This is a genomic window from Tolypothrix sp. PCC 7712 (assembly GCF_025860405.1).
In the GTDB taxonomy this organism is placed as follows: domain Bacteria; phylum Cyanobacteriota; class Cyanobacteriia; order Cyanobacteriales; family Nostocaceae; genus Aulosira; species Aulosira diplosiphon.
The window spans coordinates 5,196,373-5,211,292 of record NZ_CP063785.1; the positions used below are offsets into that span (position 1 = coordinate 5,196,373).

Annotated in this window: 23 protein-coding genes; 10 read left to right on the forward strand and 13 right to left on the reverse strand. The window is 41.1% G+C overall.

The genetic code is table 11. From position 1 onward, the window contains the following. Window positions 1–291 precede the first annotated feature (291 nt). Window positions 292–453, forward strand: coding sequence for a hypothetical protein (locus HGR01_RS21235; RefSeq protein WP_210403138.1), 162 nt, complete (start codon window positions 292–294; stop codon window positions 451–453). Window positions 454–577: 124 nt separating this feature from the next. Here HGR01_RS21235 and HGR01_RS21240 read toward each other — a convergent pair whose 3' ends face one another. After that, complete coding sequence (locus HGR01_RS21240; RefSeq protein ID WP_045874137.1) at window positions 578–1,366, reverse strand: hypothetical protein; 789 nt, start codon at window positions 1,364–1,366, stop codon at window positions 578–580. A gap of 476 nt (window positions 1,367–1,842) precedes the next feature. Between HGR01_RS21240 and HGR01_RS21245 the strand changes: the two genes are divergently transcribed. Then, window positions 1,843–2,121, forward strand: coding sequence for a Calvin cycle protein CP12 (locus HGR01_RS21245; RefSeq protein ID WP_045874135.1), 279 nt, complete (start codon window positions 1,843–1,845; stop codon window positions 2,119–2,121). A 136-nt stretch (window positions 2,122–2,257) separates the two neighbouring features. Here the strand turns inward: HGR01_RS21245 and HGR01_RS21250 are convergent, their stop codons facing one another. From HGR01_RS21250 to HGR01_RS21290, 9 genes are all read right to left on the reverse strand, one after another. Further along, the gene (locus HGR01_RS21250) at window positions 2,258–3,073 is read right to left on the reverse strand and encodes a TlyA family RNA methyltransferase (RefSeq protein WP_045874134.1); all 816 of its coding nucleotides are present in this window, start codon (window positions 3,071–3,073) and stop codon (window positions 2,258–2,260) included. A gap of 83 nt (window positions 3,074–3,156) precedes the next feature. Continuing rightward, window positions 3,157–4,542 carry a transposase gene (locus HGR01_RS21255; protein ID WP_045874133.1) on the reverse strand — a complete coding sequence of 462 codons (1,386 nt, stop codon included), beginning with the start codon at window positions 4,540–4,542 and terminating at the stop codon, window positions 3,157–3,159. 300 nt (window positions 4,543–4,842) lie between these two features. Then, complete coding sequence (locus HGR01_RS21260) at window positions 4,843–5,250, reverse strand: hypothetical protein (protein ID WP_045874132.1); 408 nt, start codon at window positions 5,248–5,250, stop codon at window positions 4,843–4,845. Continuing rightward, window positions 5,247–5,474 (reverse strand): hypothetical protein, encoded by a 228-nt coding sequence (locus HGR01_RS21265; RefSeq protein WP_045874131.1) that lies wholly within the window; start codon window positions 5,472–5,474, stop codon window positions 5,247–5,249. Before HGR01_RS21265 ends, HGR01_RS21260 begins: the two co-directional genes overlap by 4 nt. After that, window positions 5,471–5,659 carry a hypothetical protein gene (locus HGR01_RS21270; RefSeq protein WP_045874130.1) on the reverse strand — a complete coding sequence of 63 codons (189 nt, stop codon included), beginning with the start codon at window positions 5,657–5,659 and terminating at the stop codon, window positions 5,471–5,473. The genes HGR01_RS21265 and HGR01_RS21270 overlap by 4 nt, the downstream gene beginning before the upstream one ends. 7 nt (window positions 5,660–5,666) lie before the next feature. Next, a complete protein-coding gene (locus HGR01_RS21275; protein ID WP_045874129.1) occupies window positions 5,667–5,972 on the reverse strand; it encodes a hypothetical protein in 306 nt (101 codons plus the stop codon). Window positions 5,973–5,975: 3 nt separating this feature from the next. Then, complete coding sequence (locus HGR01_RS21280) at window positions 5,976–6,164, reverse strand: hypothetical protein (protein ID WP_045874128.1); 189 nt, start codon at window positions 6,162–6,164, stop codon at window positions 5,976–5,978. A 134-nt stretch (window positions 6,165–6,298) separates the two neighbouring features. Then, complete coding sequence (locus HGR01_RS21285; RefSeq protein ID WP_045874127.1) at window positions 6,299–6,667, reverse strand: hypothetical protein; 369 nt, start codon at window positions 6,665–6,667, stop codon at window positions 6,299–6,301. Further along, entirely contained in the window at window positions 6,664–7,065 is a 402-nt protein-coding gene (locus tag HGR01_RS21290) for a hypothetical protein (RefSeq protein ID WP_045874126.1), read from the reverse strand. Before HGR01_RS21290 ends, HGR01_RS21285 begins: the two co-directional genes overlap by 4 nt. 118 nt (window positions 7,066–7,183) lie before the next feature. On the opposite strand from HGR01_RS21290, the gene HGR01_RS21295 reads away from it, so the two are divergent. From HGR01_RS21295 to HGR01_RS21305, 3 genes are all read left to right on the forward strand, one after another. Continuing rightward, window positions 7,184–7,366, forward strand: coding sequence for a hypothetical protein (locus HGR01_RS21295; protein WP_168161045.1), 183 nt, complete (start codon window positions 7,184–7,186; stop codon window positions 7,364–7,366). 279 nt (window positions 7,367–7,645) lie between these two features. Next, window positions 7,646–7,912 (forward strand): helix-turn-helix domain-containing protein, encoded by a 267-nt coding sequence (locus tag HGR01_RS21300; protein ID WP_168161044.1) that lies wholly within the window; start codon window positions 7,646–7,648, stop codon window positions 7,910–7,912. 56 nt (window positions 7,913–7,968) lie between these two features. Further along, window positions 7,969–8,532: a hypothetical protein gene (locus HGR01_RS21305; protein WP_052335416.1), complete on the forward strand. Its 564-nt coding sequence runs from the start codon at window positions 7,969–7,971 to the stop codon at window positions 8,530–8,532. Here the strand turns inward: HGR01_RS21305 and HGR01_RS21310 are convergent. The 3 genes from HGR01_RS21310 to HGR01_RS21320 all read right to left on the reverse strand — a co-directional run bounded on the left by HGR01_RS21310 (window position 8,471) and on the right by HGR01_RS21320 (window position 9,907). Next, complete coding sequence (locus tag HGR01_RS21310; RefSeq protein ID WP_155539622.1) at window positions 8,471–8,773, reverse strand: hypothetical protein; 303 nt, start codon at window positions 8,771–8,773, stop codon at window positions 8,471–8,473. The two genes, HGR01_RS21305 and HGR01_RS21310, sit on opposite strands and share 62 nt — an antisense overlap. 364 nt (window positions 8,774–9,137) lie before the next feature. After that, the gene (locus HGR01_RS21315) at window positions 9,138–9,326 is read right to left on the reverse strand and encodes a hypothetical protein (protein ID WP_045874125.1); all 189 of its coding nucleotides are present in this window, start codon (window positions 9,324–9,326) and stop codon (window positions 9,138–9,140) included. After that, window positions 9,323–9,907, reverse strand: a complete 585-nt coding sequence (locus HGR01_RS21320) for a tyrosine-type recombinase/integrase (protein ID WP_045874124.1) — start codon at window positions 9,905–9,907, stop codon at window positions 9,323–9,325. The genes HGR01_RS21315 and HGR01_RS21320 overlap by 4 nt, the downstream gene beginning before the upstream one ends. 213 nt (window positions 9,908–10,120) lie before the next feature. Between HGR01_RS21320 and HGR01_RS21325 the strand changes: the two genes are divergently transcribed. Genes HGR01_RS21325 through HGR01_RS21345 form a run of 5 tightly spaced genes read left to right on the forward strand, consistent with a single transcriptional unit; the run spans window position 10,121 to window position 14,917 of the window. Continuing rightward, on the forward strand, window positions 10,121–10,453 hold the full coding sequence (locus HGR01_RS21325; protein WP_045874123.1) for a hypothetical protein: 333 nt from the start codon (window positions 10,121–10,123) through the stop codon (window positions 10,451–10,453). A gap of 1 nt (window position 10,454) precedes the next feature. Next, complete coding sequence (locus HGR01_RS21330; protein WP_045874122.1) at window positions 10,455–11,231, forward strand: hypothetical protein; 777 nt, start codon at window positions 10,455–10,457, stop codon at window positions 11,229–11,231. Beyond that, a complete protein-coding gene (locus HGR01_RS21335) occupies window positions 11,228–11,740 on the forward strand; it encodes a hypothetical protein (protein ID WP_045874121.1) in 513 nt (170 codons plus the stop codon). Before HGR01_RS21330 ends, HGR01_RS21335 begins: the two co-directional genes overlap by 4 nt. Before the next feature lie 2 nt (window positions 11,741–11,742). After that, window positions 11,743–12,381, forward strand: coding sequence for a hypothetical protein (locus HGR01_RS21340; RefSeq protein ID WP_045874120.1), 639 nt, complete (start codon window positions 11,743–11,745; stop codon window positions 12,379–12,381). Continuing rightward, window positions 12,374–14,917 (forward strand): collagen-like protein, encoded by a 2,544-nt coding sequence (locus tag HGR01_RS21345; RefSeq protein WP_045874119.1) that lies wholly within the window; start codon window positions 12,374–12,376, stop codon window positions 14,915–14,917. The genes HGR01_RS21340 and HGR01_RS21345 overlap by 8 nt, the downstream gene beginning before the upstream one ends. Window positions 14,918–14,920 lie beyond the last annotated feature (3 nt).

Genomic DNA, 14,920 nt, shown 5'->3' on the forward strand with positions numbered 1-14,920 from the left:
GAGTAATGAGTAATGAGTAGGAAATTTACTTATTACTCATTACTTTTTTCAATTAGTTGCTGTACCTCATCAACATCGAATCTGCTATAGTTTTAATACCAAAAGGAATTAAGGAACCAAGACACAGGAGACAGATTTAAATCAAATCCTAGCTGTTTTCAACTTGCACAAATTGAGCATCTGGATTTTCAGCCCCTACATTCATGTTAAAGGTTTTTTCCTGCCCTCTAACGTAGGCACAGTAGTTTGCGGTCTTTCAGTGCAAGCAACAGCCCTTGGTTTATTTGCCAAATGGCAGGCTTTGATGCAGGCAAAGTAAAGGGATTATACAAGATTCCCCAAGGGTATGAACCAGTAGCTGCGATCGCACTTCACTATCCAGGCGATCCGCAAACCCCAACAAAGCTTTGTGTTCATTGGTGGTTGGGGATTGGGAAGATCAGGGGGATGTAGACGCGTAGCGGCTACTCTTACGAGAACACTTTCAGCGAACCCACAGGGTGGGAGATGAGGAAACTAATTTTGTAATTATCTGTTCCCTGTTCCCTTTTGGAAATGATCTTTCACCCTTCATCCTTTACTGAATACTTGCAAAAACAAGTTGAATAGCTTTGACTCTCCTATTTTGATCTAGCGCAATACAAGACCAACGCCAGCGTTCTGACATTAAAGGATAAGTCTGCAAGCGGGTTTGATAATAGGTGTTTTGAGGGTTTGCACATATACCAAACAAACCTATATAAACACCTCTTTGGAGATTTATGTTGCCAGCTGATAGTTCTCCAGAATCATCGCGAAAAGCCTCTACACGTGCCCACAAAATCGCTTCTTGTCCCTGCAATCCTCGATTAAGTGCTGCACGATAGGTTGTAGGGAATGCATCACTAACTCTGGGAGAGGCTTGATTCCATAAGTCAGCTGCATTTACAAATGCTTCTTCATGTTGTTCAGGATTGAGTCCTACACGCTTCATTCTCTCGAAGAGGCGGGGAATACGGCTTTTTGTGCGACTGAGACATCCAGCATCTGCATTTGCCAGATTAGAACCACCTCTTCCTTGATCCGAACACCAACCTCTATTTATCAAGCCGTTACCTGGATCAATATTTTGAAAATAGTTCTTGGTTTTGCTGCCATCAATCTGACAATTGCCCTCGGCTACACAAATAGCCAGTACTCCAACAGAAGAATTATTGGCAAATAGAGAGTCGAGTCTTCCAGAATATGAGGCGCTAATTCCTGAAATAAACCCGACACCACTAGAAAGTAAGTTAATACTAGGTGCGCTGGCGATAAAAGTACCAACAATGGTTAACAATAGGGTGCTGAGTAAATCCCAAACAATCCCTAATAACGGACGGTTCATTCTGACATTAATTACCTATCTTAACAACAAAGAAAAGATTAATTTTTGATTGCTTACCTCCATTTGTAAAGAAAAGTAAATGGCAAATATCACATTACTTATAAACAAAAAAATCTATTTAAACAACAGTGGCAAAACACCCCAAAAAGTAAAAAATATAAATCGCTTTCAGCCTCTACTGAGGCAGAATAAGCATTTTCACGCTATAACTAAGTCAGTAAAAATAGAGAAAATAGTTACTTTGTTTATCAATAATTTCTCGTATACCAAAAGATATCAGCAAATTTATATCTATTGATTGTTGTATTTTTTATATTTACTGATTATTTTTTACATCCAGCTATTTTCAGGAAATATTGAAATAATCCCTTATATTGAAGCTATTTCTAATAATATTTGTCAAAATAGAACGTACTGCGAAAGAATCTTTTACAAGCAGTCTCATTTCTATCGCAATACATAAAGGTAAAAGTATCATGCAGACAAATTTAGAAGTAGTTCAAGCTGCTGTCACTGCCGATCAAAATGGCACTAAAACTTTGCAACAAGCGATTTTAGAAGCTATTAATGAAGCCCGTTCTACCTGCGATCGCAACGGCAGTGATTCTACTAATTGCACTGTAGCATGGGAAATTGTCGAAGAATTGCAAGCTGAAAAAGCTCATCAACAACAAGCTAAAAAACGCAAAACCTTTTTAGAAAGTTACTGCGAACAACATCCAGAAGCAATCGAGTGCTTGATATACGACGTGTAGGAAGGGTCAAGGGTCAAGGGTCAAAAGTTGCAGAGACGCGATTAATCGCGTCTGTACTCAAAAGTCAAAACTTATTTTGCCGTTTTCCCTGTTGTCTTCCCAATCACCAATCACTAATCCCCAGTCCCCAGTCCCCCTATTCCCTCAAATCAGCCACAGCTGATTTAGTGATTTGCTGAATTGCTTCTAAATCTGGCGATGGTGTTTCGCTGTCCATTCTCAACCATAAAAGATATTCGATATTTCCTGCTGGCCCAGTAATGGGTGACCAAGTTAAGCCTTGGTATTTCCATCCTAATGCTTGAGCTGCTTGCAACACTTGGAAAATCGCGTCTGCTTGGTCGTTTGGATCGCGCACCACGCCTTTTTTGCCTACACGGGATTTGCCAACTTCAAATTGAGGCTTGACTAATAATACTGCTTCACGGGGTGGTTGAGTGAGTTGCCACAAGGCGGGCAAAATTTTAGCTAGGGAAATAAACGATACATCTACGACTGCTAAATCAGGTATAGGGTCAGCCTCAGCGTACAATTGCTCTGGTTGTAGCTGGCGTAAGTTGGTGCGTTCTCGCAAAATCACTCGCGAGTCATTTCGCAATCGCCAGTCAACTTGTCCATAACCAACATCAATGCCGTAAACTAATTTGGCTCCAGCTTGTAGCAGACAATCGGTAAAGCCACCTGTGGAAATCCCCCCATCTATACAAATGCGCCCTTCAACAGGAATGGCAAAGCTTTCTAAGGCTTTAACTAGTTTCTCGCCACCTCTGGAAACAAACCGCGATCGCTCTTTAATCTGAATATGAGATGTAATATCTATTTCTGTGCCAGGCTTGTCAACAACCTGCTGATTCACGCTAACTTCTCCCGCCTGGATGAGTCGCTGTGCTAAGGCGCGAGAACTACATAAACCTAATTCTACTAAGAGTGTGTCGAGTCGTTGTTTAGCCAAATAATCAACTAGATGAGCGTGAGCATTTTCACTTTAGCCTAAGAACTAATGATTTTTAAACTCCCTGTCAAGGGAGTTAATTGTTAGTCAATAGCGCGCTTAATTTCTTTAAACATAAGCCTGAGTCCGTAAGCAGCAGTTTGACTGATGATTAAATTGCCAAAACCGCGTTTAATTTCCCGTTCCTTTACAGATGAGGTTTTACCAGCAAGCGATTGGTCAAGTGACAACTGCATATTTTGCAGTGTCAAATTGAGAATTGCTTCAATCTGTGGTTGTTGGTCTTTGGGAAGCATGGGTAGTAAGGATTCCTTAAGCGATCGCCTAAGTTCATCCATTGCTTTTTTCTGGGTTCTGCTAAGTGCTTTTTGTTTCCACAGTTCCGGGTTGTCTTGAAACTGGGATTTACGCTGATCGTAAAAATCACCTAACTTCTGTCCCATCTCGTTTTTCGGTCTGGCGTGGTGTGGAGCAATGCGGTTAAATACCCACAGGTATAGCTGCGCTCTACAAAATCTTGACCCACCAGTTTTGTAAGCTTCCTTATCACCGGATGATTCCTCATCTTTGGCCATGCCCAGCCGCCGCTTGAATCTCCCAAGTGATTCAAACTTTGTGATTGGGTAAATTTGGGAAATAAACAGAGCTTGTTGTCTGTCGCCAATTCCAAACTGAGTCATTACTTTGCGGTAAGGCATAAATTCAGGAGCATTAAGCAGTTCCAGAATTTCAGCTACCATCTTGTTTTCCCAGTCACGTAAATCACACAGCAAGTTTGCCAGGGTACGGGTAAAATCGGAAATTCCGACTCCGTACTTTGGAGCGATGGATTTAGAATAAAGCCGATCGTAATAACTGGATTTACGCTGAGTATTCCTTTCTCGCCCGGCTAGCCATGCCCACAAGGGAACCATACCATCTTCACCAGGTTTACTAGCAGATAAAGCGGCTTCAGGAAATTCCTTAGCTAACTGTTGGCGAATGCGGTTAATTGGTGGTGATTGTATGCGGTTAATAGACTGCAATTGCAACCACAATTCTCTTAACCTTGCCACATTTCCAGCATTGAAATGTAAGAAGAACTCATCATTATGCCAGTGTATGAAAGCATACAAAGCTAATGCAGCTGCATCTGCTTGGTCGTTCTTATCAGGTAGTTTATTTTGCTTCCTGAAATGTTTAACTTCAGCATGACCAACCCAACGAACTTCTATATTTTCCATGCTGCAAATATGCGCCCAAATCCAACTGTAATGTATTCCAGTAGGTTCAAGGATAATTGCATCTGGTTTGAGTTCTAACAGTGCGTTAACGCCCGTGATATGAGCCTTAAAAGTTAAAGGGTCATTATCCTTTGGGCGGCGATGCTTTCTGAAGTATTCCCGAAAGTTTTTTGGAAGATTTTCTTCAGTATTAATCAACCAACTGACGACGCTATTTTTACATACGTCTAAGCCTAATATTCTCATTTCAAGGTTCAGTAATTGGTGATTTTTTTGCAGCAAGAACTGTGCTAAAATGAGTCACGAATCACCCAAATTAGTGTAAACAATTCACTTTTAAACTCAAGCACAGTGGAAATAATTAACAGCAGTGGATTCATGAAAATGCGAAACCTTTAAGGTCATTTCTATTGAAAAATCCGTGCTGCTGTTGTTATTTCCCTCTGGTAAACCAGAGGCGAGTTGAATTGCGCGACTCAACCCGCGACGGTAGCTTTTTTGCTACCGTTTCGGCTACTGAGTCAAGGTAGCCATCATCAGGCGGATTTAATAACCATCTTCGTCATCTTCGTCATAATCATCATCTTCGTCATCTTCAGTGGTCACAACTTCAGATTCAACTGTGACAGCACTGAGAAGATTACGAAACTGAGGCATTGAAGGTGCATCAGGGTTTAATCCTTGAGTTTTTAAGAATTCAGCCGTGGCATCCCATTCTTTGCGTAGTTTATTTAATCTGTCTTCCAAATTTTGCACTTCACGAGCGATTTTAGTTCTCTCGTCGTATAATTCAACAGCTTTTCTACCGACAATCTTTTTAGCACGTTCTCTCAAGTTAATGACAGTTTCTTCAAGGGAGTCATTGTCATATAATTCGACAGAAAAACCGATTCTCTCATTACTGTAATTACCAGTTGAGATAAGAAAGTGTGCATGAATTGTTTTGATTTTCATTTTTCTTCCTCCTCAAGGTCAAACTGAATTTCATTCAATTCATAGATTGCATGAGAAATTAATTCATCGCAATCTGCATTAATAGCAGTATTTTCCTCTTCTTGTTTACTCATGAGCGTTAAAGCTTGTTCAATTTTGGCTTTAGCTCTCATGCATCTATGCCAGATAATGTAGTAATCCCATGCTGCATCTGGGGTGTAATTCGGAATATCAGAATTTGTCATGTTTCATCCTCTTGAGTTGTATCGCAGTTGCGACAACTCCATGTGCTGATATAGTCAAGCCAGCAAAGTTGTTGACCACAATCTGGACAGAGATAATCGCTCATATCTCCCCATAAGACCATTTCTAAATGACCGGGTAGTGGTTGGATAAATTGTGGTGCTGGTAGATAAGAAAAGTCACGCATAATTTAATTACCAAGCATCTTCTGAACCAGCAGATGTTTCTGGATTTGGGGATGTAGTTTTAGTTATCCCTTGGTCTATCTGCTGTTTTATTTCCTGTTTAAGTTCATGCAATTGTTGCTTAAGGCTACTGATTTCTGCTTCATATTGTTTAGCAGCATTCTCTCTGATTTTTCGCTCTACTGTTTCCATAAGAGCGGAAGTTTCAGAGTCTATATCATCATCTGGATGCAGTTCTGCAAACATTTCTAAGCGTTTACTTTCGTAATTGCCCAGGTTAAGCACGCGCTGATAACTGATAGTTTTGATTTCCATAGGTTAAACTTCAACTTGAGCGTGGGCGAAAACTAGTTTAAGTTGCAATTGGGGTACATACTTACCCATGAAGTTTAAGTAATGTTCTGCGTCTCCACGAGTTCCAAATCCTTCATGAAAAACCCATTTACCAGATGGGTTTTCTTGTCTCATTACTTGCCAGGGTAGATATTGCTTTTCAAGTTTGTTCATAGTCATTGGTCAAAAAGTTTATTGGTCAAAGAAAAGCCAGCAACCAGTGCTGCTGGCTGGACATCATGGTTAGTAAATCTGTGACGGACGTAAAATCACGTTTTTTCTTATACGTAACCTCCTTAACGAAACGATTAAGCTTTGGGTGGGCGGGGTGTAGCGATATGTCGCCCATTTTGATTTCTGACGATCACCAAATCTGCACGGGGTGCTAGTGGTAAATTTCGCGGCGGGCGCTGCGGGGTAATTTTTTTTCTGGTGATTTTCCCCATCAGTTCTTGTGGCATTTCTGATGGCAGTAGATTTTCATCATGTTGAAGATATTCATGCATATCTCGCTCAACAGCACGCGCCAATCTAGGACGCGATCGCAAAAGCATGGCGTTTGTTCTGTCCAGCATTTCGGTGAGAATTTTCACCTGAGTTTTGAGTTGCTCAATTTCTGCTTCTAGTTGGCGAATGCGTTTTTTTCTGGTTACATACTTTGTTTTGGGTTGATTCATGCGCGTTGTTCCTGGCGCTGATCGTCTAAATAAGCCGGCTCAAGCCCATATTTTGCAGCTAGGTATAAAACGCTTTCAGGAAAACTCATACCACTGAGCATGGCTAGCAACAAGCAATTGCCTTTGATAACGCCTTTGTTCCAAGTGACTGAAAGTCGTTTGTCTACAAAATGAAGCTCATCTCGGAAATAGCCATATAACCAGTCTGAAGATTCAAATAGCCTGTCAGTGCATCCCGAAGGATATTCATAACAGCCATCGTGAATATAAGCAGCAAAGCTGTTATTCCCGTAAACTTCAATGAATCCGGGTAATCTGTCTGATAAATCTGCTAAGACTTCAGAAACTATGGCGACTTCTTTGATTTTTTCAATAAAAAATGGATGTAATCTTTTCATTTTTCAAGTTACATATTTTTCCTCTTTCATAAATAAAGTGCCAGCGCTGGCGGGGTTTTGCGCGCTTTTGTCTTGAAAACTGCTATCCATCACTAACTACACAGTAATTAGCAATTTCATGCGTGCATCTGTGCGTGAGCCATTACCTACACGCCAGCCTCTACGGGATTTTCACCCAGGTCTTATACCCACAGTCCACCGTGTCACCACGTCGGCAATTAGCCCTTGGCTGTTGTGGAATGCCTTACTAAGGTCTTTTACAGATTGCAGCTGCAATACAAATGCACGTCATCAGCTTTGACTAAGCTGCGACTAATACAAGACAACACCAATTCATCTCTCCCAAGTTCAGCCACTACTACACAGGACACTGTTAGCCTGAATCACCCTTCATCGGTTTTCAACGGCTATTGCATTAAGAGTGCTACTTTCCTGGTTTTGCTTTGACTATCTAGGTGAGAGACTTTTGGAACCAGCCAAAATACCTGTTTCTTTGCCGAGACTGATATCGGCTGGTGTTTTTTTGTCGTTCAACATGAATGATACGTCCTGCCATGCCTACTGTCAAGACGTTTCATTCATGAACTTTACGTCTATGATAGAAGATAACCAACAAGAACAGGAAAAGTCTCCCTTGAGGCTACTAAGAGAAGAAGCAGGACTAACACGTCCTCAAGTTAAGCAAATAATAGGTGTTTCAGAAAGGCGACAAGCTGACTGGGAATCTGGGAAAGCTATGCCAAGTGCTGAAAACATCGCATCATTATGCCGATTGTACAAAGTGTCTTTAAAGACTATGTTCAAATCGCTAGGGATTGATGTGTCTAGCATTCCTAATGATGAATAACTGATGAGAAACACGCCACAGTGCCAACTGTGGCGGCAGATTAACCTAAGCTCATTATGACGAAATCAGGTGATCCAGGTACAGCCTACCAACTGACATTATTTGCCCTGGAAGCTGTGGCGACGGCTGCCCCCACAACTCATGATCGTGATAAAGTTGACCATCAACTAACCTGTCATAAGGTAGATAATTCCGCTTCCGCTCCTGGCTTACCACTTGCCCAGGAGCATTTTACTGTTCCAGAACAACAAACTGGGGATGCTGCTGTTCTGGAACAGGATACACAGGAAGCTTTACCAATAGTTGAATACTTGGAGAAAATCGCGGGCGTTGTTCTGGAACGTGATACCAAAAATGCTGTTCCAGAACATACTCAATGGGTGGAAGAGTACAGACCATCAACTCGTAAAGGTCATTTGTACTACCGCTACTGCTATAAGCAAAGCCGGAAGATTAAGCATATTCATATACCCGGCGGGAATACGCGATCGCACTTGGCCCAAAATCGAAAGTCGCAAGTTGAAATTGCGATCGCATCTGGTAACTCGCCGGGGGAAATTAGGAAGCTGATTTCTTCTTGGAAATGCGATCGCACTCCAAGAAGCGCCGGAACTCATTGAAAATTTCCCAGCGTACACCAGCAGTCATTTCACTTTCATGATTAATGGGGCGGGAGTATTGCCGACGCTTAATTTTTAAAAACTCGGTGATTAATTGCTCTACTGGGTCAACGCCTAAATCTACAGTCCTGGCGTAATCCATAATCGGCTGTTCCAGAACAATCGGAACCCGAATTGTCTTAGTTTCACCACTGCGCCAACTGCTACCAGTTGGCCAACTGCTGCTAGTTCTTCCGCCCATAACTTAAACTGCCGTGTGACACGGCAATTTTACCTCATCTCCCTTATCCCCAGTCCCCAGTCCCCATTACCCATTACCCAATGCCCAATTGCCAGCTGGCAAGTTACTCTACTCATCTAGTGTCAAGCATTCTCAATAAGTAAACAGTTGGCGATCGCCAAACCTAGAGGCCCGCGACCAGGGGTGAAAGTATTGATTTTTCGTGGTAATTTCTTTGTAGAGTGCTTAAAAGCAAAAATATTATTGCGATTCAGTATCATTTAGTTGCTAAAACATGAAAAATGCGATCGCAAAAAAAACTTGAGTAGGGTACAACTCAAAATGCGATCGCACAACAACAATGAGCAGCTAGTTCCCTAGCCAGTCATGGGTCAATCCTAAGCGATGGGGGGAGTAGTTCAGCCATCTCCAGCAATTTGTCGCATTCTTCCCAAGCTTTATCAGCAATGCCTTGTAGCGATTTAGCCAAAACTTCCGGGTTATCCATTTCACCGCTCAGGATTTGGCCAATTAGATAGCCAAGGGAGAGTACAAAGTCAGTTTTGTTAATCATAGAGTTGCGATCGCTCCTTTGATTTCATCAATGTCTACTTCCAAATAAGGGTCAAGCCCTTTGTTGTCTCTATGTCCGGTGATGCGGCGAATAATTGCTTTATCCGTACCATTTTTACGAAGTTTATTTACCAAGCTACGCCGGGTAGTGTGAGTTGAGATTCCTTTTGTCCCCAGCCCAGCCGCCTCAGTTGCCCGCCGGAGGATGTCATAGGCATTGCGCCAGGTAATCGGCTTTGTGCCACACCGCGACGGAAACAGCCAAACCGTATTAGAGGAGTAATCAAATTTTGACAGCGATTCTCTCAGGTTCTCATGTACTGGGATTTCCACCGTATCCGCAGTTCCATCGGGCCTGTGCTTACGAATAATCGCCGGAAAAACCAAAACTTCTTTGGGGCGGCCATTGCGATCGTAAACATCACTCACCCTCAACTGGAGGAGAGCGCCCCACCGCTCGCCAGTGTACCAAGCCAAATCAAGCAGAAGTTTATACCTGTCAGTTTTAATTTGTTTTCGGATTTTTACAAAATCAGCATCATTAATTACTGCCGCTTTACCGGATCTGTTATTTTTAGGCATACAACAATTAGATTTTGAATATTCCGCTTTTACCCAAAAAAAAGGTGAAAGCGGAATTTTGTGTATAAGTACTATTAGTAAATATTTGCTCAATCCTAAGCGCTGCAATAGTTCCGCGTCCTCAGTGAATATTCCACTTCTACATAAAAGTGGAAGATTTACTATTTTTTATGCTGCTATTACAACGGATTTATTCACTTCAAAAAATCCGACATGGCAGAACCAACTTTACAGCAAGTTTTCGGTGCAGGTGCTACACAAGACGCAACGAGTATCACAATACTAAAAGCAGATTTAGTTAGTACTGGTTTTACCTCTGCTACTTCTAATCGTGCCGAGCAAATTTTTGTAGCCATATTGCTTAAAGCTGACGATTATCTTAATGAAACAAATCAGGGAACAGATAACGATATTCAAGTAACTATTGCTGATAGTGGATATCCTTCAATTGTTACTAGGAACAACGCACAGTACAGGCAAACAACCTACAACGTTAATCTTCAAAAAGCCGACTCAGGGTCAACCGTAGATCCAAACGATTACTAAAATGGCAATTGCGACTAGAACCGATAGCAGTTTGAGTGCAACGGTTACTCAAACAACATTAGTAAATGCTCTTAAAACTGCTTTTACTAATGCTGGATACAGTTCCCCAATATCTGATTACACATCAGGAACAGATAGAATACTTGTCTATCAATGGGATGTTGATAATACAAAGGTACAGGGTATTAATTACTTGCGAGTAAGAATATCAAATACCCTTATTATTTATCAGCAACTATATACGACTTGGAACACTGGCACTAATACAGGTACAAATAGTAGTAGTGAAGTAACCTACACTACGCTAGCAGCAACAAATACTATCGGTTTTGTCTCACTTAATGGCAGTACAGAATATAAACTTGTGCTGATTACACAGGGTACAACTTTTATTCCATTGGGGTTATTAGTACCTGCAAATAAACCTGATTGGTGGGATTTAAACAATTGGAGTTATGGTTTTATCTTTCTCACTAGTACTATGCAAACATTACGAACTAGTAATGCAAACCCATACTCTAATACTGATTTTGATTACCTTACTAATACTACTAGAATTGCTAACGTCAACGGCCAAACAAATCGACGTGATATTTTTTCTGGCTTAGTTCTACTATCGCAATCAAATCAAGGTAGCGCTGGTAGAACTTCTGATGATGTTGGTCAATACTGCGGTAATGGTAGCGCTAGGTATGATACGGCACCCGTTTTCGGAACATCACAGCAATACCTTGTTGTTGTGAATGCCGCTAGTGGAATAATTATCAGGACGGCATGAATCGCACTGTTTCTCCTAACGTGAAATTCTCACAACTTAGCACAGTAACAACGAAGGTATTACCACCTAATTTATCTACAGTGCTAACTATTTCCTCGTCTCAGAAACTTTCCTATTCACCAGTTTTGAAATATGCCAACAATAGCGGAATATCTAGCAATATTATTGGGGTCTTGCCTCGTAATTACCCTACTACTTATTTTGTATTTTTTGGTGATGATTTTGTCCAAACCGCTACTCAAATAAAGATACAAAAAAGTGCTTTATTGGGCTTAACACTGACTAACAATAATCGTGCTGAATCATTATTTGTTGGTTTGCTTGCAAGACTTATTAACTATACCGCTAGCGATACAGTCGGTAATGTCACTGCTAACCTATGGGGGGTTAATTTCACCGAGAATAAGCGAATTACCACAATAGAAATAGATTTATACAATCAGCTATCACTCACTAATGGATATGAAACACCAGACCTTACAACCACTGTTACACCAGGAAGTTACTAATTATGAGTTATTGCAAAGCAGGTGATAAACCGACAGTAAGGTATAAATTTGGAACTGGTAATGAAAAAACTTTTAAAAGCCCGTATGCACCTATAGAAGTAATTACTAAAAATACTCCTGTTGATGCTACTAGTAATTACAATCAGCAAGGTTTTAGGATAGGACTAAGTAGCATTAATGCAGGGAATATTGGGCTAATTATTACAGATTATAAATTTGTAACAGCCCAAGGCATACTTTGCTTTATTTGGAAAGCTTGCGGTGAGTATTCTTGGGGTACTGGTTCCAGTTGTCCAGCAGGTTCTATTGAATTAGCCGCAGGTTGTCCAGCGCATTTAGTGACTGCTTATAGTGCTAGTTTTTACGAATTTAATACCAATGTAAAATGCCCATCACCGAACGTTGATAAAAGTTCGATTGAGGTTAGATATAACGGCTTGACAATCTTTCAAGACCAAGGCAATGGAACAGTAACTTTTGATGTGCAATGCTCTAATTGTCCCGATGGTCAGTGTGAATGCAAAACCTCAGAATACCCTGGATACTGTTGCAGTGATTGCAATTCATTGACGGGTGAGATAGCAACAATAAAAAGCGCTGTCAAAGTTTTAAACAGTAAGGGTAGTGTGTCTCATGTCTAGCGAATGTACACAGTTGAAAGCAGAAATTGCCGCATTGAGACAAGAAGTAGCAAAGTTAAGAACGATTGACGAGAACGCTATTATTACTGCTGCTGTAAAAAAATCTGAAGCTTCCATTGTTCCTCAAATAGCGCCAGCAGTAGCAGCAGGTTTAACGATTGCTTATAACAAATTGGAACCGCAAATTAATAGCGCAGCGAGTAAAGCTAAAGACGCACTAGAAAGAACATTCAAGAATGAATCAGCTATCACTAATAATGAAAAAAATACTCTAGAAGCTAAGAAATTAGCAGAGAAAGGAATATCGGAAGCGGTAGAAGCAAAACGCATCGGCAATGAAGCCAAAGGAGAATCAACAAGTGCAAGTAGGGAAGCAAAGACAGCTAGTGATGCTGCTAAAAAAGCTGATGCGACTGCTACAGGAGCTAAACAACGTCTAGATGTTGCGGAGCCTAAAATATTTTCAGCAGATGAACGCTCTAAAATTGCTGAGACACAAGCAAAGCTAGCTAGAAAACAGGCACAAGAAACAGCAGGAGACTTAAAGCTAGTAGAGGGTGTTGCTAATCAGGCGGATTTAAAAGCAGGTAAAGCTATTAATAAATCAACTGATGCTATTAGTGATGCTGCAAAAGCTATTAAAGCCTCTGGTGATGCAGCTAGCGAAGCAAGAGATGCAAAGGGATTAATTGATGGAGTCAAGAAAACTTTAGGTGGACTAGGGGAAAAAATAGAGAAAGCTGAAAAATTAGCAGGTACAGCGATTGTTAATGCTGCTAAAGCTGTAGGTATTAGTGAGAACGCATTAAAAGCAGTTGCCAAATGGGGAGGAAGAATTTTAGAAATTCTTGGTGTAGTAGCAAATATTCTTACCCTTATTGAGCAGATAGCAGTACTTGAAACATTAGGCGCAAGAATTGACGCAGTAGAAAGGGGTTTGGATGCATTAGGAAATAGTGTAAGCGGTGTATTGGGTACACTTTTTACCTTAAAAAGAAGAATTGAAGCAGTAGCCGGGACGGTTCCACCAGTTCGAGAGTTAGCTGACCAAGCAAGAATTGAAGCACTTAACGCGAGTAACCAAATACCTAAGATTAGGGAAGCTGCAAACAGTGCTTTAGGGATTGCTACTAATGCATTTCAGAAAGCGGTATCAGCACAAGGTACAGCTAATACTGCGGTTACTGTTGCTAGTGGTGCGAGTAGTGCAGCTAAAAAAGCTCAGGCTGATGCACTAAGGGCACAGGCAAAAGCTGAATTGGCTGATCAAAATGCCGGACTAGCCAGAAAAATTGGACAACAAGCCCTAAATATTGGTGGTAAAGCATTAGATTTGGGCGGTAAAGCCTTAACAACAGCACTCACAGCTATTGCGATCGCCCAACTAGTCAAAGGATTGCGGGGACTTCCTGGCCCGCGTGGACTTCAAGGACTACCCGGACTAAGAGGCCCTAGAGGTTTTACAGGATTGCAAGGGGCACAAGGCATTCCTGGTAGAGATGGCGTGACAGCCGTTGTACAAGTGCAAGTACCAGGACAGCCAGGGCCGCAAGGGCCACCAGGCCCACGGGGGGACATTGGCATTGGCAGAGATGGTAGACCAGGAATTAATGGAAGGGATGGGAAAGACATGAACCCAGTAGACTTGGCAGAAATTAAAGCTCAACTTCGAGTCATAAACGCACAAACTACGGCTAATTTAGCCCTAACAAATTCAGCCAATAGTAAATTAGGCAGTCCTGGGGCGGGTGGAATTTCAGGAATGCTTACAAGATTTCAAAATGCTTTTGACAAATTCGACCAGTGGAGTAAAAAAACTCAGCTTTACTCATTAATCACAATGTTTATTACTTTGCACAATGCCATGATGCTTAGTAATAATTTGGGTCAAACTTTAATTTCAATTGTTAATACTGGACTGCAAACAATCGGACTTAAAGACAGTAAAGACCAACCCTATGATGTGGGTAGCATAATTTCTAGCACCTTTGAAAACATGATTAAAGGTGTAATTGGTGAGGAAAATTATCAAACACTTTCACAAGATTGGGCATTAGCTAACAGAATTTACCAAGCCACCGCAAATTTAATCAATCAAGTTTGGAATTTAGCCAACACGGTTACATCTGCACTTGAGATGATTGCTAGCTGGAATAATAAAGTTGGCAATGCACTAAGAAAATGGGGTGTTGTTGGTGGCAATGCATACTCTTGGATGCCAGAAAATCCTTCATTCCAGGATTCAAAATTAATTCGGGGATTAAATTTAGCTAACGAAGCTGCAAATACAGTCCAAGCTGTTGTTCAAGTTCCGCTTGATGTTATAACCCAAGTTCAAGATATCCAGCAAGCAAGAATCGAATTACAAAATTCAGCAACTCAAACGTCAGTAACTAACAATGGACAAACCATACCACCTTTAAGTGGTGTCCCAGTAGGAGAAGCCTCCAAAGTTAAAGAGACTGCTGATGCCAATAAATTAGTAAGTGCTGGATTAATTACAGACATTACAGACCAATTCAATGCTAATGAATAATTA